25 protein-coding genes are annotated in these 23,035 nt (G+C 70.8%); 21 read left to right on the top strand and 4 right to left on the bottom strand.

Going from position 1 to position 23,035, the window contains the following annotated elements:
- Window positions 1-159: 159 nt before the first annotated feature.
- Entirely contained in the window at window positions 160-1,458 is a 1,299-nt protein-coding gene (alaS, locus tag ACFZBU_RS41625) for an alanine--tRNA ligase (RefSeq protein WP_391588992.1), read from the bottom strand.
- Between the two features lie 219 nt (window positions 1,459-1,677).
- Here alaS and ACFZBU_RS41620 point away from each other — a divergent pair, with 219 nt between their 5' ends.
- From ACFZBU_RS41620 to ACFZBU_RS41605, 4 genes are all read left to right on the top strand, one after another.
- The gene (locus ACFZBU_RS41620; RefSeq protein WP_391588991.1) at window positions 1,678-2,040 is read left to right on the top strand and encodes a hypothetical protein; all 363 of its coding nucleotides are present in this window, start codon (window positions 1,678-1,680) and stop codon (window positions 2,038-2,040) included.
- 85 nt (window positions 2,041-2,125) lie between these two features.
- Window positions 2,126-2,947: an SDR family NAD(P)-dependent oxidoreductase gene (locus ACFZBU_RS41615; RefSeq protein ID WP_391588990.1), complete on the top strand. Its 822-nt coding sequence runs from the start codon at window positions 2,126-2,128 to the stop codon at window positions 2,945-2,947.
- Between the two features lie 267 nt (window positions 2,948-3,214).
- Entirely contained in the window at window positions 3,215-4,519 is a 1,305-nt protein-coding gene (locus tag ACFZBU_RS41610; protein WP_391588989.1) for a nicotinate phosphoribosyltransferase, read from the top strand.
- A 54-nt stretch (window positions 4,520-4,573) separates the two neighbouring features.
- Window positions 4,574-5,197 (top strand): isochorismatase family protein, encoded by a 624-nt coding sequence (locus ACFZBU_RS41605; protein WP_391588988.1) that lies wholly within the window; start codon window positions 4,574-4,576, stop codon window positions 5,195-5,197.
- A gap of 500 nt (window positions 5,198-5,697) precedes the next feature.
- Here ACFZBU_RS41605 and ACFZBU_RS41600 read toward each other — a convergent pair whose 3' ends face one another.
- Window positions 5,698-7,497 carry an immune inhibitor A domain-containing protein gene (locus ACFZBU_RS41600; protein ID WP_391588987.1) on the bottom strand — a complete coding sequence of 600 codons (1,800 nt, stop codon included), beginning with the start codon at window positions 7,495-7,497 and terminating at the stop codon, window positions 5,698-5,700.
- A gap of 182 nt (window positions 7,498-7,679) precedes the next feature.
- On the opposite strand from ACFZBU_RS41600, the gene ACFZBU_RS41595 reads away from it, so the two are divergent.
- Window positions 7,680-7,883: a hypothetical protein gene (locus ACFZBU_RS41595; RefSeq protein ID WP_158696122.1), complete on the top strand. Its 204-nt coding sequence runs from the start codon at window positions 7,680-7,682 to the stop codon at window positions 7,881-7,883.
- Here ACFZBU_RS41595 and ACFZBU_RS41590 read toward each other — a convergent pair.
- The gene (locus ACFZBU_RS41590) at window positions 7,867-8,529 is read right to left on the bottom strand and encodes an RDD family protein (RefSeq protein ID WP_391588986.1); all 663 of its coding nucleotides are present in this window, start codon (window positions 8,527-8,529) and stop codon (window positions 7,867-7,869) included. The genes ACFZBU_RS41595 and ACFZBU_RS41590 overlap by 17 nt on opposite strands.
- A gap of 304 nt (window positions 8,530-8,833) precedes the next feature.
- A complete protein-coding gene (locus tag ACFZBU_RS41585; RefSeq protein WP_391588985.1) occupies window positions 8,834-9,772 on the bottom strand; it encodes an RDD family protein in 939 nt (312 codons plus the stop codon).
- Between the two features lie 116 nt (window positions 9,773-9,888).
- On the opposite strand from ACFZBU_RS41585, the gene clpS reads away from it, so the two are divergent.
- From clpS to ACFZBU_RS41505, 16 genes are all read left to right on the top strand, one after another.
- Window positions 9,889-10,179 (top strand): ATP-dependent Clp protease adapter ClpS, encoded by a 291-nt coding sequence (clpS, locus tag ACFZBU_RS41580; RefSeq protein WP_391588984.1) that lies wholly within the window; start codon window positions 9,889-9,891, stop codon window positions 10,177-10,179.
- 73 nt (window positions 10,180-10,252) lie between these two features.
- Window positions 10,253-10,852: a DUF2017 domain-containing protein gene (locus tag ACFZBU_RS41575; protein WP_391588983.1), complete on the top strand. Its 600-nt coding sequence runs from the start codon at window positions 10,253-10,255 to the stop codon at window positions 10,850-10,852.
- 266 nt (window positions 10,853-11,118) lie between these two features.
- Complete coding sequence (locus ACFZBU_RS41570; protein WP_391588982.1) at window positions 11,119-12,528, top strand: amino acid permease; 1,410 nt, start codon at window positions 11,119-11,121, stop codon at window positions 12,526-12,528.
- 123 nt (window positions 12,529-12,651) lie between these two features.
- On the top strand, window positions 12,652-13,065 hold the full coding sequence (locus ACFZBU_RS41565; protein WP_391588981.1) for a Mov34/MPN/PAD-1 family protein: 414 nt from the start codon (window positions 12,652-12,654) through the stop codon (window positions 13,063-13,065).
- Between the two features lie 212 nt (window positions 13,066-13,277).
- A complete protein-coding gene (locus tag ACFZBU_RS41560; RefSeq protein WP_321170724.1) occupies window positions 13,278-13,376 on the top strand; it encodes a putative leader peptide in 99 nt (32 codons plus the stop codon).
- A gap of 185 nt (window positions 13,377-13,561) precedes the next feature.
- Entirely contained in the window at window positions 13,562-13,843 is a 282-nt protein-coding gene (locus ACFZBU_RS41555) for a ubiquitin-like small modifier protein 1 (RefSeq protein WP_020553365.1), read from the top strand.
- Entirely contained in the window at window positions 13,843-14,793 is a 951-nt protein-coding gene (locus ACFZBU_RS41550; protein WP_391588980.1) for a PLP-dependent cysteine synthase family protein, read from the top strand. The genes ACFZBU_RS41555 and ACFZBU_RS41550 overlap by 1 nt, the downstream gene beginning before the upstream one ends.
- Window positions 14,794-14,818: 25 nt before the next feature.
- Window positions 14,819-15,136 (top strand): hypothetical protein, encoded by a 318-nt coding sequence (locus ACFZBU_RS41545; RefSeq protein WP_391589036.1) that lies wholly within the window; start codon window positions 14,819-14,821, stop codon window positions 15,134-15,136.
- Window positions 15,137-15,281: 145 nt separating this feature from the next.
- Window positions 15,282-15,716 carry a glutamate racemase gene (locus tag ACFZBU_RS41540; protein ID WP_391588979.1) on the top strand — a complete coding sequence of 145 codons (435 nt, stop codon included), beginning with the start codon at window positions 15,282-15,284 and terminating at the stop codon, window positions 15,714-15,716.
- Entirely contained in the window at window positions 15,713-16,468 is a 756-nt protein-coding gene (locus tag ACFZBU_RS41535; protein ID WP_391588978.1) for an MBL fold metallo-hydrolase, read from the top strand. The genes ACFZBU_RS41540 and ACFZBU_RS41535 overlap by 4 nt, the downstream gene beginning before the upstream one ends.
- 53 nt (window positions 16,469-16,521) lie before the next feature.
- Window positions 16,522-17,247 carry a ribonuclease PH gene (gene rph / locus ACFZBU_RS41530; protein WP_391588977.1) on the top strand — a complete coding sequence of 242 codons (726 nt, stop codon included), beginning with the start codon at window positions 16,522-16,524 and terminating at the stop codon, window positions 17,245-17,247.
- A gap of 363 nt (window positions 17,248-17,610) precedes the next feature.
- Window positions 17,611-18,009 (top strand): hypothetical protein, encoded by a 399-nt coding sequence (locus ACFZBU_RS41525; protein WP_391588976.1) that lies wholly within the window; start codon window positions 17,611-17,613, stop codon window positions 18,007-18,009.
- A gap of 51 nt (window positions 18,010-18,060) precedes the next feature.
- Window positions 18,061-18,663, top strand: coding sequence for an RdgB/HAM1 family non-canonical purine NTP pyrophosphatase (gene rdgB / locus ACFZBU_RS41520; RefSeq protein WP_391588975.1), 603 nt, complete (start codon window positions 18,061-18,063; stop codon window positions 18,661-18,663).
- A 189-nt stretch (window positions 18,664-18,852) separates the two neighbouring features.
- Window positions 18,853-19,962 (top strand): PucR family transcriptional regulator, encoded by a 1,110-nt coding sequence (locus tag ACFZBU_RS41515; RefSeq protein ID WP_391588974.1) that lies wholly within the window; start codon window positions 18,853-18,855, stop codon window positions 19,960-19,962.
- Between the two features lie 202 nt (window positions 19,963-20,164).
- Window positions 20,165-20,827 (top strand): hypothetical protein, encoded by a 663-nt coding sequence (locus ACFZBU_RS41510; protein ID WP_391588973.1) that lies wholly within the window; start codon window positions 20,165-20,167, stop codon window positions 20,825-20,827.
- 158 nt (window positions 20,828-20,985) lie between these two features.
- A complete protein-coding gene (locus ACFZBU_RS41505) occupies window positions 20,986-23,013 on the top strand; it encodes a flotillin family protein (RefSeq protein WP_391588972.1) in 2,028 nt (675 codons plus the stop codon).
- Window positions 23,014-23,035: the final 22 nt, after the last annotated feature.

Below are 23,035 nucleotides of genomic sequence, written 5' to 3'. Positions count from 1 at the left end.
GCCGGGCTACTTGGCCTCAAACGCCGGCCGGGCTACTTGGCCTCAAACGCCGGCCGGGCTACTTGGCCTCAAGCGCCGGCGGGGCTGAGTGGCCTCAAGCGCCGGCCGGGCTGGGAGGGTCCGGCCGGCGCTTGGGGTTGGGGTTGGGGTGGGCTGGGGTCAGGGGTGGGGGGTTGGGGGGAGGAGGGAGTGTAGGTGGGGGGTGTCTACCGTCAGGCCCGCTTCTTGTGCTGCTTCGAGGGTGAGGTCCGGGGGGAAGCCGTGTGAGTCGTAGAGGGTGAAGACTGTTTCTGCGGGCAGGTCGGGGTGGCCGCCTTCCAGGCGGCGGCGGATTGCCTTGTCGAGGAGGCGGGTGCCTCGGCGGAGGGTGCGGTCGAAGGATTCCTCCTCGCGGGTGGTCAGGTCCTCGATCAGGGACGCGCCGCGGGTGAGTTCCGGCCATGCGGTGCCCAGGTTCGCGACCACGCTCGCGGTGACCGGCGGCAGGATCGGGCCCTCGATGCCCAGCCGGCGGCCGTGTCGGATCGCCCTTCGGATCAGGCGGCGCAGCACGTACTCGGTGCCCTCCTTGCCCGGTCGGATGCCGTCCGCGAGCAGGAACGCGATCGCCCGCGCGTGGTCGGTGAGGACCTCGAAGGACACCCGATCGGGGTTCTCGCGGTCGACGGGGGAGTAGTCCCGACCCGCCATTTCCTCGACCGTCGCCAGCGTGGGCCGCAGCAGGTCGGTCGATACGACGCTGTCCACGTCCTGGAGCACGGTCGCGAGCCGGTCCAGGCCCAGGCCCGTGTCGATGCCGGTGCGCGGCAGGTCGCCGAGTACCGGGAAGCCGCCGCCGGGCTCGGTCTCGCCGCGCACGCTGCGCATGAAGACCAGGCTCCACAACTCGACGAAGCGCTCGGAGTCGACCGAGGGTCCGCCGTCGCGTCCGTACGCCGGGCCCCGGTCGTAGGTGACGTCCGAGCACGGGCCGCACGGCCCCGGCACGCCCATGGACCAGAAGTTGTCCGCCGCGCCGAGGTGTTGGATCCGCTCCGAGGGCACGCCGACCGAGCGCCAGATGCGCGCCGACTCGTCGTCGTCCTCGTAGACGGTGATCCACAACCGGTCGGGGGAGAGGTCGAAGTGCCCGGTGAGCAATTCGTACGCGAACCCGATCGCCTCCGCCTTGAAGTAGTCGCCGAAGGAGAAGTTGCCGAGCATCTCGAAGAAGGTCGAGTGCCGGCGGGTGCGTCCGATGTTGTCGATGTCCACGGTGCGCACGCACTTTTGTACCGAGGTCGCGCGTGGGAAGTCGGGCTCGACGTCGCCCAGGAACCAGGGCTTGAACTGGTTCATCCCCGCGTTGGACACGAGCAGGCTCGGATCGGGTGGCAGCAGCGACCCGGACGGCACGAGGCGGTGTCCGCGCGCGGTGAAGAAGTCGAGGAACGTGGAACGGATCTGTGGCGAGAGCATGGCGAATCGGCCTTTGCGAGAGCAACGGGCGGTGGGAGTACACACACGCCGAGCCGGGCCGAGCGGTCTATCGCGCTCGGTTCGCCGGCCCGACGCCGGTAGCTCGCTGCCCGTTGATCCACATGTCTCGACGATAACCGAAGGTCCGCCGGAGGCGAGGCGAATATTGCGCCGCGAACCGGCGCCGCCCGGCTGTCGGCATGGCCTACGGTGACGGTCATGAGCGACCAGCCCAGCAGTGAGGCGTCGTACGGCCGGAGTGCCGATCTGCGGCCGGACATGGCCGATCGGCTGCGCTCCTATTGGGGTTTCTCCGCGCAGCGCGAACGCCAGGCCGCGATCGGGCGGGCCGCGCCGCGCAAGCGGCGGCACGTCGAGGTGCAGTGCGGCAAGTGCGGCTCGACCAAGGTGAGCACCGACATCGTCGGCGACTACGTCTGCGGTTCGTGTGCCGCGCGCTGGCGACCGCCGACCGCCGCCGACGGTCCCACGTGTCCGGAGTGCGGTTCGGGCAAGGTGTCCTCGATGCCGTATGGGGACCGCAAGTGTCGGGACTGCGATCACCAGTGGCGGCCCAGCTGACCTGCGGTTTCGGCGGGAACCCCTTGTTTTGTAAGGCTGTTGCGGATACCCACGGACGCAAACGATCAACGTGGGAGGCAACGCCATGGCAGGACCAGGACCGGCAGGACGTCTTCAGGACCACGTCGCGGTGATCACCGGCTCCGGGGCGGGCATCGGACGGGGCATCGCCCGGCGGTTCGCGGCCGAGGGTTGTCGGATCCTGGTCAACGACATCAGGGCCGAGTCGGCGGATCGGGTCGCCGCCGAGATCTCCGACGCGTTCGGTGTCGACACGCTCGCGGTCGTCGCCGACGTCACGGTCAAGGCGGAGGCGGTCGGCCTGGTCGAGGCCGCGCTGGGCCGGTGGGGCCGGCTGGACACACTGGTGAACAACGCGTGGGGCGGCGGCCGGATCAATCGCCTGGAGAACAAGACCGACGAGATGTTCCAGCACGGTCTGGACATGGCCCTGTGGGCCGGCTGGTGGACGATGCGCGCGGCCTTCGAGCCGATGCGGGACGCGGGCGGCGGCAGCGTGATCAACATCGCCAGCCTGAACGGCGTCAACGCGCACCGGTTCACCGCCGAGTACAACGTCGGCAAGGAGGCGCTGCGGGCGCTGACCCGCTCGGCCGCGCGCGAGTGGGCACCGCATCAGATCCGGGCCAACGTGATCTGTCCCGGCGCGAAGACCGAGGCGTTCGCCGCCTACGCCAAGGCGAACCCGGAGGCCGCCGCGGCAGCCGAGTCGGCCAACCCGATGGGCCGGATGGGCGACCCGGAGACCGACATCGGCGGAGCCGCGCTGTTCCTGGCCAGTGACGACTCGCGCTATGTCACCGGCAACACACTGTTCGTCGGCGGCGGCACGCACATCAACGGCTCGACGTGGGCGCCGACGCCGGAGGAGGACCGGCTGGGTTAGGTCAGGGCTCGGGCCAGGGGCGGGCCTGGGCTCGGGCCGGGGGCGGGCCTGGGCCCGGGCCGGGGCTCGGGCCGGGTTGTCCGGCGACCCTGCCGAGGTCCGTCGGGGGCCGCGGAGGTCCGCCGCGGGCGTCCACCGAGGCAGGCCGGGCGTCGGGGCGGATGCCGGGGGTGGGTGAATCGGGGCATAGTCGGGTGAAGTTCCGTGATGCGCGCCACCTTTACGAGTAATCGTCAAACTGACGAGTAATCGTGTTATGCTGACGACATGGACACCGCAACCACGGCCTTGCTGACGGACCACTACGAGTTGACGATGCTCGAAGCCGCACTGCGCAGCGGTGCGGCGCACCGTCGTTCGGTGTTCGAGGTCTTCGCCCGCCGGCTGCCGGACGGTCGCCGCTACGGCGTGACCGCCGGTACCGGGCGGCTGCTCGATGCCATCGAGAACTTCCGCTTCGACGACGAGACGCTGCGCTTCCTCGACGAGGCCGGCGTGGTCGGTCCGGCGACGCTGGACTGGCTGGCCGGCTACCGCTTCTCCGGCAACATCTGGGGCTACGCCGAGGGCGAGTGCTGGTTTCCGGGTTCGCCGCTGATAGTGGTCGAGGGCAGCTTCGCCGAGGCGGTGGTACTGGAGACGTTGATCCTGTCGATCCTCAACCACGACGCCGCGGTCGCCGCCGCCGCGTCCCGGATGACGTCGGCCGCCGCCGGGCGGCCGTGCATCGAGATGGGCTCGCGCCGCACCCACGAGGAGGCCGCGGTGGCCGCCGCGCGGGCCGCGTACATCTGCGGCTTCGCGAGCACCTCGAACCTGCGCGCCGGGCAGCGGTACGGCCTCCCGACCCGGGGCACCAGCGCGCACGCGTTCACCCTGCTGCACGACGACGAGCGCGAGGCGTTCACGGCGCAGGTGGCCGCTCTCGGGGCGGACACCACGCTGCTCGTGGACACCTACGACGTGGCGACCGCGGTGCGTACCGCGGTGGAGGTGGCCGGGCACGAACTCGGCGCGGTCCGGCTCGACTCGGGCGACCTGCTCCTGCTCGCCCACCGGGTGCGGGCCCAGCTCGACGAGCTCGGCGCGGTCAAGACCCGGATCGTGGTCACCAGCGACCTCGACGAGTACGCGATCGCCTCGCTGCGTGCTGCTCCCGTGGACGCGTACGGGGTCGGCACCCAGCTGGTCACCGGCTCGGGGCAGCCGACCGCGTCGCTGGTGTACAAGCTGGTCGCGCGGGCGATGAGCGACGAGCCGGACGCGCCGCTGGTGCCGGTGGCCAAGAAGTCGCCGGGCAAGCCGAGCCACGGCGGGCGCAAGAGCGCGGTGCGGCGCTACGACGCGGACGGGGTGGCCGAGGCCGAGGTGCTGCGCCCGTTTCGGGCCGATGCGGAACCCGTGCCGGGCGAGCGGGAGTTGTTGGTGCCGCTGGTCGTGGACGGGGAGATCGTGGGGCGCGAGCCGCTGTCGGCGGCGCGCACGCGGCACGCGCGTTCGCGTGAGGAACTGCCGCTTTCGGCTACGCAGCTCTCCCGCGGGGAACCGGTACTTCCGACCATCTACGAGTAGACGCGGAGCGGGTCCGTCGGACTCGACGGGCCGGTCACGAGGAGGCACGAAGCGATGACCCGGGCATTGATCGTGGTCGACGTACAGAACGACTTCTGCGAGGGAGGCAGCCTCGCGGTCGCGGGCGGGGCGGCGGTCGCCGAGGCGATCCGGCACCACGTCGCGGCCAACGCGGCCGAGCAGCCGCCGGACCCGGTGCACGCGGAGACACCGGCGTACGCGCACATCGTGGCTACACGGGATTACCACGTGGATCCCGGGGCGCACTTCTCGGCGACGCCGGACTACGTGGGGACCTGGCCGGTGCACTGCGTGGCCGGCAGCGAGGGGGCGCGGTTCCACCCGGCGTTCGCGTCGGCGGTCGAGTCGGGGCGGGTCGAGGAGGTCTTCTCCAAGGGAGCGCACGAAGCCGCCTACAGCGGGTTCGAGGGGGCGGCTTCGGACGGGACGTCGTTGGCGGACTGGTTGCGCTCGCGCGGGGTCACCCAGGTGGACGTGGTGGGGATCGCGACGGACCACTGCGTGCGGGCCACCGCGCTCGATGCGGTGCGGGAGGGGTTTTCGACGCGGGTGTTGTTGGGGCTGACTGCGGGGGTGGCGGCGGGGACGACCACCGTTGCGCTCGCCGAGCTTCGGTCGGCGGGGGCGGAATTGGTGGGGGAGCCGGCATTGCCCTGAGGCCGGGCGGGCTGGGCTGCTTGGCCTCAAGCGCCGGGCGGGCTGCTTGGCCTCAAACGCCGGCCGGGCTGCTTGGCCTCAAGCGCCGGCCGGGCTGCTTGGCCTCAAGCGCCGGCCGGGCTGTTTGGCCTCAAGCGCCGGCCGGGCTGTTTGGCCTCAAGCGCCGGCCGGGCTGAGTGCCCTCATGCGCCGGCCGGGCTGCTTGGCCTCAAGCGCTGGCCGGGCTGCTTGGCCTCAAACGCTGGCCGGGCTATTTGGCCTCAAGCGCCGGCCGGGCTGTTTGGCCTCAAGCGCTGGCCGGGCTGCTTGGCCTCAAACGCTGGCCGGGCTATTTGGCCTCAAGCGCCGGCCGGGCTGTTTGGCCTCAAGCGCCGGCCGGGCTGAGTGCCCTCATGCGCCGGGCGGGCTGGGTTTTTGCCGGCGGTGGGTGGTGAGTTGGCTCAGGTGGCCTCAAGGGCCGGCCGGGCTGGAAGTGGTCGGTCGGTGTTTGGAGTTGGGTGTCAGGTGGTTGGGCCTACCGTGAGTCTTGTTGCGGTGCCGGTGCGGGTGGGGCCTTCCACGGTGATTTTGGTGCCGGTGTCGGGGACCTTGACTCCGGTGGTGGGGGCTGTGGCGGACCAGTACCGGGTGTTGTCGGTGAAGGTGGGGACGCCGGGGCGGGAGGGGAAGCTGCCCAGGCTGCCCAGGTTGATCGCCGAGGTTTGTTCGTCGGTCGCGGTCAGTGCGGCGTCGGCGGCCTGGAAGCGGGTGGGCAGGGGTTTGCCCTTCGGGTCCAGGAGCGGGGCCGGGTGGATGTCGACCGGCAGGATCAGGCCCTCGCCCGGGTGCCGGGTCACGTCGTTGTCGGTGAACGCGGTGTCCCACAGCCAGATCAGCACGCCCTCGCCGTACGGGAAGTGGGCCGCCACCCTTTTCCCCGAGGCGAGTTGGTACGGGCCGGCCACAAGCGCGGTGTCGGCGCCTACGTATTGCCGGTTCTCCACGAGATACCAGCGTTTCGCGCTGCTGCCGCGCCGCGGCGGCAGCGGGATCAGCAGGGCCTGCGGGTCGCCGATCGACTGGTTCGGGGCGAGGTGGACCACGGTCTTCTTGGTGCGGTCCACGACGCGTACGTCCAGCCAGCCCAGTTGCAGCTTGTCCCACGCGGACAGGGCGCCCGGCAGCGAACCCGCGCCGTCCTCGTCGCCGAGGTAGCCGCCGAGCGCCATCAGCGACCAGAATCCTGGCGGACCGTCCGTCGAGTCGTCCCGGTCGTACAGATCCGGCAGGCCCAGGTTGTGCCCGAACTCGTGTGCGATCACGCCCAATCCGCCGTTCTCCGGCTGGATCGTGTAGTCGCCGACCCAGATCCCGGAGTCCCCGATCGGCGTACCGCCCGACCGGTTCGTCGCCGGTCCGGTGCGGCCGACCTGGTCGGCGTACGCGTACCACCGGTGCGACCACACCGCGCCGCGCCCCTGTTCGCCGCCGCCCTGGGCCTTGTCCACGCCGGCGTGCACGATCTCCACGTTGTCGAGGTAGCCGTCCGGCTCGTCGAAGTCGCCGTCCCGGTCGAAGTCGTCCCGGTCCCACCGATCGAACGAGGCCAACTGCTCGCGAATCTGCGCGGCGGTCGCCCCCTTGGCCAGGCGGCCGTCGTACCAGACCTTCATCGCGTCCCGGACCAGGTCCCACACGTCCTCGCACACGTTGCGGCCGCACCGGTCGTTGCCGTAGCGCGCCTCGTTGTACGGCACCCGGACCCAGTCGGTGACCTCGCCGTCGAGCGAGTAGCGGCCCGAGGACTGGTGGCGGTAGTACGAGGCCAGCGACGGCGCGGCCGTACCCGGGCCGAAGAACAGGTCCCGATAGTGGTCGCGTTCGTAGCTCGATCGCCACGTCGTCGTGGTGTCCTTGGTCCGGTCCGGCGCCGGGATCCTGCCGTGCCGAGGACCCGGCCGGGCGGCGTACGCCTGCCCGTTTCGCGGGTCGAGGCGATCACCGAACTCGACCAGGATCACGAATACCCGTGCCTCGGCGGGCGGACGGGTCTCCGCGGCGCCCGCCTCGCCCGCCGGCACGGTGCGCGAGGTGAGTCCGGGGTCCTCGGTCATCGCCTGCACCGCCGCCTCGCGCCGCTGCCTGCGCCGCTCGGTGAACGGATGCGACAGGTCGTCGTCGCGTTCGACGAAGGGTCCGGAGTCGGCAGTGTGACCGGCCGGGGGATCGGCCGGCCGGCCGGGTGCGGCCGGTGCGGCGGTCAGGACGAGCAGCGCACACAGCGCGGCGACGACGGCAGGGGTGACACGCCTGGGGTTCACGTGGACTCTCCGGGTCTCGGGCGGTCCTGGGCCGAAGATCACCGCTTCGACCGGTCGCGAGAAGGTGCCCGGAGTCGGGACCGATAAATCCCGATCGCAATCGAATGGTTACACGGCGCCGGCCGAGCAGTAGCGTGAGAGCGGGGGGCGTGCACAAAGGGGTGCAGGGGAGGTGGTGCGTCGTGGCAAGAGGAGATTTCTTCCGACTCGGCTACGGCGTATTCGTCACGATCGTCTTGACGGTCTCACTATTGGCAGCCTGGGAGCCGCGCACCGTGGCGGGAGCTGCCGTCGCCATGGGCATCGGCGTCGCGCTGGGCACGACGACGGCAGTGCTCGGCATTCGCGCGCGGCATCACCCGTCCCGGGTCACGACCCGCGGATGACGGTGGTCCGGGCGGCCTTGTCGTGCAGACACTGGTGCCACGGCTGATCCCAGAATTGCCACAGCACGTTGACCAGCCAGAAGAGCGTGCCCAGGCAGGGCACGATCAGGGGCAACGTGTACACGCCGGCGCGGGTCCATGCCATCGATCCATTGATGGGCCCGCCGTCGGCCACCCGCACCACCCGGATGCCCAACGCCCGCTTGCCGAGCGTGCGGCCGAATCGATCCAGCTGGAAGCCGTCGTAGAGGAAGTACAGCAGCGAGAAGATCAGTCCCGAGGTGAACTGCGCGCCGAACGACACGTCGTTGTAGTCGTTGTCGGTGACCGGCCACGAGATCAGGCCCGCGACCACGCCGACGATGATGCTGTCGATGATCCGGGCGAGCAGTCGCCGCAGCGGACCGCCGAGCGTGGGGCCCGCGCCATAGCCGCCGGCGGCACCACCGGGACCGGCGCCGTGGGACGGGTCCTGACCGTACGGCTGGTCCTGACCGTAGGGGCCGCCCCGACCGTACGGATACTGCCCGGTCGGATCCTGCCCGTACGGGGGTTGACCGGGCGGTGGTTGCTGTCCGTATGGGTTGCGACCCGAGGGGTCGTCACCGTACGGGCCGGGCGGCGGGGGCGGTGCATTACCTGTCATAAACCTGAGTAAAGCGGACAAAACCTGACGTCAGCGTGACGTGTCCGGCCAACCTGGGCGTGTCGCGTCTGTACGGGTGATGAGTGATACGCCGTCGAGCGTCGAGCGTCGAGCGTCGAGTGACGAGCCAGGAGCCAGGAGCCAGGAGCCAGGAGCCACGAGCGATGGCGACAGGTGGCGGGTGACGGCCGGCACGTGACGAGTGACAGGTGACGAACGGCGGGCGCGGCAGGTGCGCGGTGCGTGGCGGGCGGGTGCGCTCGGGTTCGGTCGGTGCGCGCCCGCCTGCCGCGGCCCGATGCCGTCAGTCCCGAGCGACGAACGTGCGCGCCGCCTTGTCGTGCAACCCCTGCCGCCAGGGCCGGTCGAACAGTCCCCACAGGGCGCCGAACACCCCGACCACGAATACGCCCGGGACATAGAGCACCAGCCATCGCCGGACCGACTGCCACAGCGACGGGGTGTCGTGGCTGTCCAGGTCGGCCACGCGCAGGCCGAACAGGGTCTTGCCGAGCGAGCGGCCCCACTTCCAGGTGGGCAGTGCCTCGTACAGCAGTGCGGCCACGAGTACGGTGCCGAGCACCACGGCGAGCGCGGTGCCGGTGGTGCCGTCGATCAGCCAGATGGTGGTGTCGCGGCCCTCGTAGCGAGCCCGGTCGATCTTGTCCCGGATGTGCTCGACGGCGTCCGGGACGAGCGGGATGCCGACCGCGACACCGGCTGCGAGCGGCACCAGCGCATCGGCGAACCGGGCGAGCAGCCGCCGACCCAGGTGCGCCGGCCGACGCTCGTTGCTGCCGAAGATGTCGGCCTGGACCGGCCGGAACGGCCCCGCCTCCCCGGCCGCGCGCTGCGGCGGTACCCCGCCGGCCGAGGGCGCCGCGTCGCGCGCGGGACCGGTGGGGGCGGTGGGACCCGTCGGGCCGGAGCGCGCCGCGCCCGCGTCCGCCGGGTCGGCGGGGCCGGGCGTGGTCGGCGGCGCGTACATGCCCGTCGAGGACATGTCGTACAACCCGCCGACGCGTGCGGACAGCACCTCTCCCCGGATCACCCGGCCGCCCTGCTCGATCGCCTCGGGGGCGCCGGACTGTGCGGCCTGGCCGGGTTGTTGTTCGGCGGCGGGTCGGCCGGGTTCCTCGGCCGGCCGACTGCTGTCCGGCACCCAGGCACCGCCGTCCCAGTAACGGATGTGGCCGGTGATCTCCGGATCCGGGTACCAACCCGGTGCGGGTGCAGAGGACATGGGCCGAATTTTGCCGTACCGGACGGGTGGCGGGTACGCCCCGGGTCATATCCGGGCCCGATCGCTCTCGTCGAGCCGGTTCGCCCGGGCCCAGCCCGGATGGCAGCATGGGACCCATGAGTGTCGCTCCCATCGAGGTCGAGAAGCAGAAGCCCGAAGAGGACGTCCGGGCTGAGACCCCTTGGGTGTGCATCGTCTGGAACGACCCGATCAACTTGATGTCGTACGTGACCTACGTCTTCCAGTCCTACTTCGGCTATCCGAAGAAGAAGGCGGAGAAGCTCATGCACGACGTGCACAACAAGGGCCGGGCCGTGGTTTCGTCGGGGACGCGCGAGGAGATGGAGCGCGACACCACCGCGATGCACGGATTCGGCCTGTGGGCCACCATCCAGCACGACAAGTGACACCCGCTCGGTTCGCTCGGCCCGGCCGGCCCCTCCGGTTCCCGCCCCACACTCTCCGGGAGTTGCACAGCCTGTGAACGGCCTCTTCATGCGCGGACGCTCGGGTCGGCCCGAGATCGTCCTGGAGGACATGCACGTGCGGGTGCTGGCCGATCTGTGCGGTCAACTGGTGGAGATGGTCTCGCCCGACGACGACGTGACCGATCCGCTGGCCGCCGAGCTGGGTCTGACCGGGCTCGGCTCGACCGACGTGCCGGTCACCCCGGACGACCCCGCGCTGGCCCGGCTGCTGCCCGACGCCTACGCCGAGGACGCCGAGGCCGCGGCCGAGTTCCGGCGCTACACCGAGACCGACCTGCGGCTGCGCAAGCGGGACAACGCGCGGATCGTGCTGGCCGACCTGGCCGAGTTGATCGACCTGACCGAACCGCCGGACGCCGAGGAGTTGCGCGGGCAGGGCGGTGAACACCGCGTCGTGCTCGACTCACAGGGCGTGCAGGGCTGGCTGGGCACGCTCAACGACCTGCGTCTGGTGATCGGCACCCGGCTCGAAGTCACCGAGGACATGGAGGAGTTCGAGGCCAAACTGGCCGACGACGATCCGCGACGCTGGTTGTTCGCGGTCTTCCACTGGCTGGGCGGGTTGCAGGACTCGTTGCTCGGGGCGCTGTAGCCGGTCGGTGAGCCGGGCGCGCGGCGCCGGGGCGGGCCGCGGGTCGCGTGGTGTGGACGCGAACCCGGGGCCGCCTGGTGTGCGGTGGGCGCCGGGGACGCTCGGTGTGCAGGTGGGTTCGGGTGGCGTGGTGTGCACCGGTGATCACGACGTACCCATGGAAAGACGTACTCATCGAAAGGGGGCACACCGGGATCGATCGGAATTCGGGTTTCCGCTCGTGTTCGTTGGTAATACGGCCTCCGTACCAACGAACGGGAGCGATCATGACGGACACCGAGGCCGGATCGAGCGCGCGTGCGGCCGAACCGAGTGTCGACGCCGAAGGGTACGAACGGGGACTCCACAGCCGCCAGATCCAGATGATCGCGATCGGCGGCGCGATCGGCACCGGGCTCTTCCTGGGCGCGGGCGGTGCGATCGAGAAGGCCGGACCGTCGCTGGTGGCGGCCTATGCGGTGGCCGGCGTACTGATCTTCTTCGTCATGCGCGCGCTGGGCGAATTGCTGATGTACCGCCCGGTGGCGGGCAGTTTCCCCGAGTATGCCCGGGAGTTCTTCGGTCCGTTCGCCGGCTTCGTGACCGGCTGGACGTACTGGGTGATGTGGGTGGTCACCGGGATGGCCGAGATCACCGCGGCGGGCGTCTACGTGCAGTACTGGTGGTCCTGGATCCCGCAGTGGGTCACCGCGCTGGTGGTGCTGCTGGTGTTGTTCGCCGCCAACCTGATCTCGGTCAAGCTGTTCGGCGAGTTCGAGTTCTGGTTCTCGATGATCAAGGTGACCGCGATCATCGGGATGATCCTGGTCGGCATCGGGGTGCTGCTCTTCGGCTTCGGCGCGGCCGGCGACCAGGCGTCCGTGTCGCATCTGTGGTCGGACGGCGGGTTCGCGCCCAACGGTGTCGGCGAGACGTTGCTGGTGCTCCAGATTGTGATGTTCGCCTTCCTGGGCGTCGAACTGGTCGGGGTCACCGCCGGCGAGGCGCAGGACCCGGAGAAGGTGTTGCCGCGTGCGATCAACACCATCCCGTTCCGGATCGGGCTGTTCTACATCGGCGCCCTGCTGGTCATCCTGTCGCTCGCGCCGTGGACCGATTTCCACGCCAAGGAGAGCCCGTTCGTGCTGGTCTTCGACCGGGTGGGCATTCCGGCGGCGGCCGCGATCATCAACTTCGTGGTGCTCACCGCCGCACTGTCCTCGTGCAACTCGGGCCTGTACTCGACCGGGCGGATGTTGCGCACCCTCGCGGTCGAGGGGCAGGCGCCGCCGCAGGTGAGCACGCTGAGTTCGCAGCGGGTGCCGGCGATGGCGATCACCGTGTCGGCGATCGTGATGGGCGTCGGCGTACTGATCAACGCGCTGGTGCCGGACAAGGCGTTCATGTACATCACCTCGGTGGCCACCGTGGGTGCGTTGTGGACGTGGGGCATGATCGTCGCCTGCCAGATGCGCTACCGGCGTGCGGTCGACCGGGGGCGGCTGGAGGGGCACGGGTTCCGGATGCCGGGTGCGCCGTACACGGGCTGGGCGGTGCTGGCCTTCCTGGCGATGGTGGTGGTCCTGCTCGGGTTGTCCGCGGACACCAGGATCGCGTTGTACGTGGTGCCGATCTGGGTGGTTTTCCTGGTCGCGGCGTACATCCCGGCGCGACGCGGGAAGCCGATGAAGGTCTGATCGGCGGATCGGCGGATCGGCGGATCGGTGGACGGGTGGAGCGCCGGCGGGGCGGCCGGCGTGCGTCGGGCGGTGGGGGCGAGGTGTCGCGCGGCTCTCGGAGGCGCTCAGTACGCTCGGGGCATGCTCACCATCACCGCAGCCCTGCGCGATCGGATCGTCGCCCACGCCCGTGCCGACCACCCCGACGAGGCGTGCGGCGTCGTTGCCGGGCCCGAGGGCACCGACCGCCCCGAGCGGTTCATCCCGATGCTCAACGCCGCGCGGTCGCCCACGTTCTACGAATTCGACTCGGCCGACCTGTTCAAGCTCTACCGGGAGATGGACGACCGCGACGAGGAGCCCGTGATCGTCTACCACTCGCACACCGCGACCGAGGCGTACCCGTCGCGCACGGACGTGTCGTACGCGTCCGAGCCCAACGCGCACTACGTGCTGGTGTCGACGCGGGACGAGGAGACGTACGAGTTCCGGTCGTACCGGATCGTCGACGGGGTGATCACCGAGGAGGAGGTCAACGTGGTGGACGCCTATTGATCCGGTGGGTCGATCCGCCCGCCCGGTCCGGTCGGCGGCTGTGCGAGGTCGGCCGGTTCGGGGTGATGTGGCCGATATGGTGGGCGTTCGCGGCTGTCCGCGTCTCACCTGTCGGTATGGGTTGTTCCGGCATGCGAGATCACATCGGAGCGGGCCGGGGGAATGGCTAGCATGACCATATGCGTTATGCGGGCGTGAATACGACGGAAGCAGTGCCGGGCGGTGCCCCGGGCGCGCTTCTCGTCGCGCGCCTGCACGTCGATCTGTGCCGACTCTCCAGCGCCCTCTGTCGCGCTGCGCGCGTGGGCTGATCCCGCTTTCGGATCGGCTCACCAGGCACCCCAGGCAGCAGGCAAGTCCCGCAGCACCGGCGCATGCGAACGATCCCCCGCCCCACGGCCTCCACGGTTCCCACCGTCTCCGCTGGAGCGTCGGGGTGCGGCCCGCGTCCGGACTGCGTTCTCTCCGTTCGAGTCAACACCAGAGGAGCGCATCCATGGCCATCGAGGTCCGCATCCCGACCATCCTCCGCACCTACACCGACGGCGCCAAGGCCGTACCCGGCTCCGGCGACACGCTCGCCGACCTGCTGGTCGACCTGGAGGCCCGGCACCCGGGCGTTCGCGCTCGCCTGGTGGAGGAGAACGGCGAACTGCGCCGCTTCGTCAACGTCTACCTCAACGACGAGGACGTGCGGTTCACCGGCGGGCTCACCACCAAGCTGGACGACGGCGACACGGTCACCATTCTTCCGGCGGTCGCCGGCGGCTCGATCTGATGCGCTACGAATCGTTGCTCGACTCGGTGGGCCGCACCCCGTTGGTCGGCCTGCCGAACCTGTCGCCCTCGCCGACCGTGCGGGTGTGGGCCAAGCTGGAGGACCGCAACCCGACCGGCTCGATCAAGGACCGCCCGGCCCTGCACATGATCGAGGCGGCCGAGCGGGACGGGCTGCTCACCCCCGGCTGCACGATCCTGGAGCCGACCTCGGGCAACACCGGCATCGCACTGGCGATGGCGGCCAAGCTCAAGGGTTACCGGATCGTCTGCGTGATGCCGGAGAACACCTCCGAGGAACGCCGCGAACTGCTGCGCATGTGGGGCGCACGGATCATCGGGTCGCCTGCGGCCGGCGGCTCCAATACGGCGGTTCGGGTGGCCAAGGAGCTCGCGGCCGAGAATCCCGACTGGGTGATGCTGTACCAGTACGGCAACCCGGCCAATCCGGACGCGCACTACGCCACGACCGGTCCCGAGCTGCTCGAGGACCTGCCGACGATCACCCACTTCGTGGCCGGTCTGGGTACCACCGGCACGCTGATGGGCGTCGGCCGTTACCTGCGCGAGAAGGTGCCGGGCGTGACCATCGTGGCGGCCGAGCCGCGCTACGACGACGTCGTGTACGGCCTGCGCAACCTCGACGAGGGCTTCGTGCCGGAGTTGTACGACGCCGAGGTGCTGACCACGCGCTACTCGGTCGGCTCCGCCGACGCGGTTCGGCGTACCCGGGAACTGCTGGAGAAGGAAGGCATCTTCGCGGGCATCTCGACCGGCGCGGTGCTGCACGCGGCCCTCGGGATCGCGCGCAAGGCGGTCAAGGCGGGCGAGTCCGCGGACATCGCGTTCGTGATCGCGGACGCGGGGTGGAAGTACCTGTCCACCGGGATCTACACGGCCGAGACCACCGAGGCGGCGGTGGAGGGCCTGCAGGGGCAGCTGTGGGCTTGAGTTTCGTCGGACTCGGCCTGCGGGGCTGAGCCGCGAGCGGGTTCCCTCCGTCGCTCCCGCAACTCCTGTCGCACCCCGAGCCTCCATCGCCCCCGAGCGCCGTTTCCGGCGCCGGGGGCGATCGGTTTGTGCGGTCCGGCGGTTCTTTGGAGCCCCGCGATGCCGCGCACGCTCGCGATTCGGCGGGTGGGCGGGCCGCCGGAGGACCCGGTCCGGGAGCCGCGCGCACGGAATCGACGTCGAACTCCCGGAGCACACGAGGGCGTTGCCGGCCGAGGCAGTCGAGCGGGGCCATGCCGACGACAGCTGCTCGCGCCTGGTGGAGCCCTTCGGGAAACGGTGAGCTCGGCCGGGGGCGGGAGGCGCAGGCGGCCGAGTCGTGCCGGACGGTCCGCGTGCCGTCGGCGTCGCCCTTGAAGATATGACGTCGGTCACCCCCGTGCCCGTTGTGCACCGGGACGTACCCCTCCACTGCGTACTCTCGGGGAGTGGCATTCGCATCCAACGACGCGCCGATCGGAATCTTCGACCCCGGCTTTGGTGGCCTCACCGTGGCCGGGGCCGTGCTCGACCGGCTTCCGAACGAGCCGATCCGCTCTCTCGGCGACACCGCGCGGCAGCCCTACGGGCCGAGGCCGATCGCGGAGGTTGGCCGGTACGCGCTGGAATGCCCGGATCGGCTCGTGGACGAGGGCGTCAAGATCCTCGTCATAGCCTGCAACAGCGCGTCCGCCGCGATGTTGCGGGACGCACGCGAGCGGTACGGCGTCCCGGTCGTCGAAGTGATCAAGCCGGCCACCCGGCGAGCCGCGCCCGACCACCAATTCCTCACCACGGGCGATCCCGCCCAGTTCCGCGACGTAGGTCGCCGGTTCCTCGGCCCCGAACTCGCGCACGTCGACGCGCTCGGAGCCCTCACGTGAAACTCACCGTCGTCGGCTGCTCCGGCAGCTTCCCCGGGCCGGACAGCCCCTGCTCGTGCTACCTCCTGGAAGCCGACGGGGTCCGGATCCTGATCGATCTCGGCAACGGCGCTCTCGGCGCACTGCAACGGCACGCCACGCTCGCCTCGGTCGACGCGGTGTTGCTCAGCCACCTGCATGCGGACCACTGCCTCGACCTCGCCTGCTACTTCGTGGCCCGCAAGTACTGCCCGGCCGGGGAGCTGCCTCGGCTGTCGGTGTACGGACCGGCCGACACGCACGAGCGGATCGCGCGGGCGTACGACGTCGAGGGCGCGATCGACAACGGGCGGATGGCCGACGTGTTCGACTTCCGCACGGTGGTCACCGGCACGTTCGAGGTCGGCCCGTTCCGGATCACCGCGGACCGCATGCCGCACCCCGTCGAGTCGTACGCCTACCGGATCGAGGTCGGCGGCCGATCGCTGGTCTACTCCGGCGACACCGGTGTCAGCGACGACCTGGTCCGGATCTCGCGCGGCGCCGACCTGCTGCTGTGCGAGGCGTCCTTCGAGCACGGCCGAGAGGACCTGCCGCACGTGCACCTGAACGGTCGGCAGGCCGGCGAACATGCCGAACGAGCGGGCGTGGGAAGGCTGTTGCTTACCCACATCCCGCCGTGGACGAGCCGCGGACGCAATCTCGACGACGCCCGCAAGACCTTCTCCGGCGCCGTCGAGCTGGCCCTGCCGGACGCCTCGCACACGGTCTAGGCGCACCGGGCGGCCGGTCCGAAGCCCTGCGTGGCACCGCTTAGGCTGGGGCCATGTCACGAGTAGACGGCCGTACCCCCGACCAGCTCCGTCCGGTCACGTTCCAGCGCAAGTGGCTCGACCACGCCGAGGGCTCGGTCCTCGTCGAGTTCGGCCGCACGCGTGTCCTGGTCGCCGCGAGCGTCACCGAAGGTGTGCCGCGCTGGCGCAAGGGCAGCGGAGAGGGCTGGGTAACCGCCGAGTACTCGATGTTGCCGCGCGCCACCCACACGCGCGGCGACCGTGAGTCGGTCAAGGGCCGGATCGGCGGGCGTACGCACGAGATCTCGCGGCTGATCGGTCGTTCGCTGCGCGCGGTGATCGACACCAAGGCGCTCGGCGAGACCACGATCCACCTCGACTGCGACGTGCTCCAGGCCGACGGCGGCACCCGCACCGCGGCGATCACCGGCGCCTACGTCGCGCTCGCCGACGCGGTGACCTGGGCGCGCGAGCACAAGCTCACCCGCAAGGGCGCCAACCCGCTGATCGGTTCGGTGGCGGCGGTCAGCGTCGGCATCATCGACGGCGTGCCGATGCTCGATCTCCCGTACGAGGAGGACGTCCGCGCCGAGACCGACATGAACATCGTGTGCACCGGCGACGGGCGCTTCGTCGAGGTGCAGGGCACCGCGGAGAAGGAGCCGTTCGACCGCGTGCTGCTGAACAACCTGCTCGACCTCGGCGCGCAGGGTTGCGAGGAACTCACGGTGCTTCAGCAACTCGCCCTGGAGTCCTGAGCCGCACCGGAGTACCGAGTCCGAGCGCCGCGCAGTCGCGCATTGCACACCGAGCCCCGCGCACTCGCGCACCGACGCGAGACGAGCGGGCGCGTCACGGAAGCATCGGGAGCGCCGCAAGGGTCACAAGGTTCACAAGCGGCGGAAGCGGGGAAGCAGGCCCCCGGGCCCGCTTTCCGGCATATCGCCGCAAGTGGTGGTCACGTGCCGGTTGCGAGTGTCACGTACGCGCAACCGGCACGCACCGGGTGTGCCACCGCCGGCCCGGCGCGGGGCCGGACACCAGTACGGTCGTGGCACCTGGTCATCCCGATCAGCAGAGCCACGACCGGGCCGATCGGCCCATCCCTGACGAGGAGCTCCATGTTCCGCGCCACGTACCGTTCCCGCCGGGTCCTGCGCACCACGATCGCGGCCACCGTCATGGCGGGCGCGTTGTTCGCCACCGCCGCGTGCGAGCAGGCGCAGCAGGCCATCTCGTGTGCCGAACTGGCCACCAATCTCACCAACGACATCGCCGCCCTGGGCAATGTGCTGAACGACCCGGCCGCCGCCCGCAAGGCGCTCGACGACCTCCAGAAGACCTTGGACGACAAGACCGAGGACCTGGACTCCAAGGACGCGAAGAACGCCGCGAACGGCCTCGGCGACGTGATCACCCAGCTCAGCACCAAGGCCGCCAACGGCGGGAACCTGACTGCGAGCGACGTGCAGCCGCTGATCAACGGCGCGAAGAACCTGACCGTCATCTGTGTGAAGTAGCAGGTCCGCGAGGCGGTCCGGATCGCATCCGGTACCGCCTAGGCTTGCCGCATGAGCCGTCTCGTACTCGCCACACGCAACGCCAACAAGGTCGTCGAGCTTCAGCAGATCCTCAAGGATGTCGGGCTCGACGTGGAACTCGTCGGCATGGACGCCTATCCGGAGGTCCCCGACGTGCCCGAGACGGGCCTCACCTTCGCGGCCAACGCCCTGCTCAAGGCGCACGCCATCGCGCAGGCCACGGGACTTCCGGCGATCGCCGACGACTCCGGCCTGTGCGTGGCCGCGCTCAACGGCATGCCCGGAATCTTCTCCGCGCGTTGGGCCGGCACGCACGGCGACGACGCGGCCAACCTGCGGTTGCTGCTCGCGCAGTTGTCCGACATCGGCGACGAACACCGCGCCGCGTGGTTCGCCTGTGCGGCGGCGCTCGCCCTGCCGGACGGCACCGAGCGGGTGGTCGAGGGCCGGTTCGAGGGCACCCTGACCCGCGAACCGCGCGGCTCCGGCGGCTTCGGCTACGACCCGATCCTCCAGGTCGCCGACGACACCCGTACCGCCGCCGAGCTCAGCGCCGCCGAGAAGAACGCGATCAGCCACCGGGGCAAGGCGTTTCGTGCCCTGGCGCCGATCGTCTCCGAGCTGATCGGCTGACACCCGACCCGCTTCGCGGCGACTGCACGGCCGCCCGCCCCACATCCCGAACCGCCCCCGGGCCGCCGCGCAACGTATCCGGTCACGGGACGTGCCGCCAAGCCCGTTCGCTGCCGGAAATCGGCAACGTTGGTAGCGTTTCGGCGTCGAGGTGTTCGGCAACGTGGTGGGGCTTCGGGGGGAGCGGGAGTGCACGGCGGCGACGGCATATCGGTCGAGTTCGCGGGCGGGTGGGCCGAGGTGCTCGGGGAGGTCTCCGGGACCGGACGGCTGCTGCGGCGGGCGGAGTTGCAGGCACTGGCGGAGGCGGGCGAGCGCGCGGCGGAGGCCGGCCACGATTGGCGCGCGCTGGTCGGGCTGTACCTGCGCGAGACGCGCCGCGCGTGGGGCACGCTGCCGGGCATCGGACGCGCGGCGAGTGTCGGCGAGGCGGCCCGCGGCGGAGAGGCGGTGTTGGCCGCGCTGGACGCGGCGATCGCCGCCCTCGGTGCGGGACATGAGCACGCGCGGCGGTTGGCGGTTCGTCGGGAGGAGGCCGCCCGTCGCGAGTTCGTCGACGACCTGCTGTACGGCCGCAGCGACCCGGGCCGGTTGGCCGAGCGCGCCGAGCGGTTCGGGCTGCGCCTGGCCCGGGCGCACACGGTCGCGGTGGCCGTGGGCGCGAACGACTACGACGAGGTGCATGCGCTGGTCCGTCGGGTCGAGCGGGAGTTGATCGGCCGGTTCGGCGAGCGTGACGTGTTGCTGACCACCAAGGACGGCCGGCTCGTGTGCATCGCGGCGGACAACGAGCAGTCGGTGCTCACCGCGTTCGCCGAGTATGCGACCCGGACCGGCCCCGGCCACGAGGGTGCGCATCGGGTCGCGCTGGGCCGACCGCACGCCGGCGCGAGCGGTGTGGTGTCCTCCTACGAGGAGGCGCTGGGCGCGCTCGACCTGGCCGTGCGGCTGGACCTGCCGGGCACCGTGCTGGACGCCGGCGACCTGCTGGTGTTCCCGGTGCTGATGCGCGACCGGGCGGCGATGGCCGACCTGGTCCGCACCGCGCTCGGTCCGCTGGTGCAAGCGCGCGGCGGCGCGGGCCCGCTCCTGGAGACGATCACCGCGTGTGCGGCGGCCGGGTACGTCAACGCCGAGGCCGCCCGCCGGTTGCGGATCAGCGTGCGCACGCTCTCCTACCGACTGGAGCGGATCCGGACGCTGACCGGATACGACCCCGGTGACGCGCTCCAGCGCTACACCCTGGAGACCGCCGCCCTGGGCGCCCGGCTCCTGGGCTGGCCGGCCGCCCCGCTGTAACCGCGCGCCGCCCCGTCGTCGGGCCTCGGGCCTGCTTCGCGTTCGGCATCGGGCCCGAGGCGAGTCCCACCTCGTCATCGGGCTTGCCCCGGGCCCGGTACCGGACGCCAAGCAGGCGTCAACATTGCCGGCATCCGGCAATGCGCGCGCCCTGCGGCCGGTGCCACGATGTCGGCGCACGGCGGGCCGAGGGGGTGGGACGGTGGGGGATTTCGTGCGGGCGGCACTGGCGTTTCCGGCCGTTCTGTTCAGCTTTGCGCTCGTCGTGGTGGCGGCCTATTGGCTGCTGGTGCTGCTCGGCGGTGTCGTCGTGGGTCACGGCGACCACGGGGGCCACGGGGGTGGACATCATGGCGGGCCCTGGGCCCACGGGGGCCATGACGGACACGGTGGTCACCTCGGTCATGGGGACCACGACCCACGCGACACCGCCGGCGTACCGATCACCGTGACCGTCTCGTTCGCGATCGCGGTGACCTGGTTCGTATGCCTGGTCGGGACCGCGCTGACCGACCGCTGGTGGCTGCGCGCCGCGACGCTCCCCGCGGCGCTCGGTCTCGGCCTGCTCGCCGGGTGCCTGGTGCGGGCCCTGGGCCGACGCTTCCTGCCACCTGAACGCCCGCTTCTGCGGGCCGACTTCGTCGGCCGAACCTGTCTGATCCGGACCGGCCGGGTGGACCCGGACTTCGGCCAGGCCGAGGTTCGGGCCGAGGACGGCTCGACCGCGATCCTCCAGGTGCGCACGGACGAGAGCGGGTTGGTCTCCGGGGACACCGCGCTGATCTTCGACTACGACGCGGCCGGCGAGTTCTTCCGGGTGACCCGCTTCGACAGTGCCCTGGACCCGGACCGCATCCCGCGCTGATCGGGCCGGTTCCCGGACACCCCCCGGCCCCGGTTCGAAACCCGCGCGGGTCCGGCGACCCGCCGACTCGCGCCCACCCCTTGCCGGATGCCGTGCGAAGCGGCGTCGAAACCGCCCGTTCGCCAATCAACGTCCCGTTCTACCAAGGGATTTCTCTGATGGATGCCATCACCGTGGGCATCGGCGTGCTCATCGCCGTCGTCCTGCTCGTCGTGCTTGTCGTGCTCCTGGCCGTGACCCGGCTGTACCGCAAGGTGTCGCAGGGCCAGGCCCTGATCATCTCCAAGGCCGACACGGTCGACGTCACCTTCACCGGCGCCGTGGTGCTGCCCGTGCTGCACCGGGCCGAGACCATGGACATCTCGGTGAAGACCATCGAGATCCGCCGCACCGGCCGCGAGGGCCTGATCTGCCGGGACAACATCCGGGCCGACATCCACATCTACTTCTTCGTCCGGGTCAACAAGACCGTCGAGGACGTGATCAAGGTCGCCCAGGCGATCGGCGCCGACCGGGCCAGCGATCGCGCCGCGATCCAGGACTTCTTCGCCGCCAAGTTCGCCGAGGCGCTCAAGACGGTCGGCAAGCAACTCGACTTCGTCGACCTGTACACCAAGCGCGAGGAGTTCCGGGACCGCATCCTCGCGGTGATCGGCACCGACCTCAACGGCTACCACCTCGACGACGCCGCGATCGACTTCCTCGAACAGACCCCGATGAGCCAACTCGACGGCGCGAACATCCTGGACGCCCAGGGCATTCGCAAGATCACCGAGCTGACCGCGATCGAGCACGTGCGCACCAACGAGTACCAGCGCACCGAGGAGAAGGAGATGACCCGGCAGAACGTCGAGGCCCGGGAGACGGTGCTCGAACTCGAACGCCGGCAGGCCGACGCGGAGATCAAGCAGCGCCGGGAGATCGAGATCAGTCGGGCCCGGGAGGAGGCCGAGACCGCTCGCGTGCAGGCCGAGGAGCGGCTGCGCGCGCAAAGCGCCCACATGAAGACGGAGGAGGCGCTGGGGATTCAGAACGAGAACCGCGAGCGCGAGGTGGCCGTCGCGCAGAAGAACCGCGAGCGGGTGATCGCGGTGGAGAACGAGCGGATCGAGAAGGACCGCCTCCTGGAGGTGATCGCCCGGGAGCGGGAGACCCAACTGCGCCGGATCGCCGGCGACAAGGAGGTCGAGGCGGAGAAGCGCGACATCGCCGAGGTGATCCGCGAGCGGATCGCGGTCGAGCGCACCGTCGCCGCGCAGGAGGAGGAGATCAAGAAGCTGCGGCTGGTCGAGGAGGCCGAGCGCGAGCGCCAGGCGTTGGTCATCCACGCCGAGGCCGAGGCGCAGGAGCGGCTGGTCAAGGACATCAAGGCGGCCGAGGCCGCCGAACAGGCGGCCGGACACCGCGCGGCCGAGCAGCTCACCCTGGCCGAGGCCCGGCGCAAGGCCGCCGAACTGGACACGCAGGCCGCGATCCGCGGCGCCGAGGGCAAGCGCGCCGAGGCGGCGGCGGTCGGCCTGGCCGAGGCCGAGGTGCAGGAGCGGATGGCCGAGGCGGTGGCCAAGCTGGGCCACGCCGAGGCGGAGGTCACCCGCAGGAAGGCGCTCGCGAGCGCCGAGGGGTTGCGTGAGCGGCTCAAGGGTGAGGCCGAGGGCCTGACCGAGAAGGCCGCCGCGATGGCCGCCCTGGACGAGTCCAGCCGGATGCACGAGGAATACCGGCTGCGGCTGGAGGCGGAGAAGGAGATCCGACTGGCCGGCCTGGAGGTGAACCGGCAGATCGCCGAGGCCCAGGCGACGGTGCTGGCGACCGGCCTGGAGAACGCCAGGATCGACATCGTCGGCGGGGACAGCATGTTCTTCGACCGGATCATGGGCGCGATGGCGGCCGGGAAGAGCGTGGACGCGTTCGTCGACCGGTCCGAGACGGTCCGCACGATGGCCGGCGCCTGGCTGGACCCGAACGGCTCCACCTTCGTCGGCGACCTCGGTGCGATGGTCACCGGCCTGGGCGCGGGCGGCATGCGCGACCTCACCCTGGCCGGCGCGCTCGCCGCGCTGATCGCCGGCGGCGGACCGCAGACCACCGTGCTCGAGGGCCTGCTCGAGTCGGTGCAGGCCGGCGGGATCGGCGACACCCGACTCGCCGATCTGGTCCCCGCACAGCTCAACGGCGCCGGCAAGTAGTCGACGGCGTCCCGAACCAGTG

This window comes from Embleya sp. NPDC008237 (genome assembly GCF_042956465.1).
In the GTDB taxonomy this organism is placed as follows: Bacteria; Actinomycetota; Actinomycetes; order Streptomycetales; family Streptomycetaceae; genus Embleya.
Note: the sequence above shows the minus strand (reverse complement) of the source record. Positions and strands in the feature narration are given on the sequence as shown.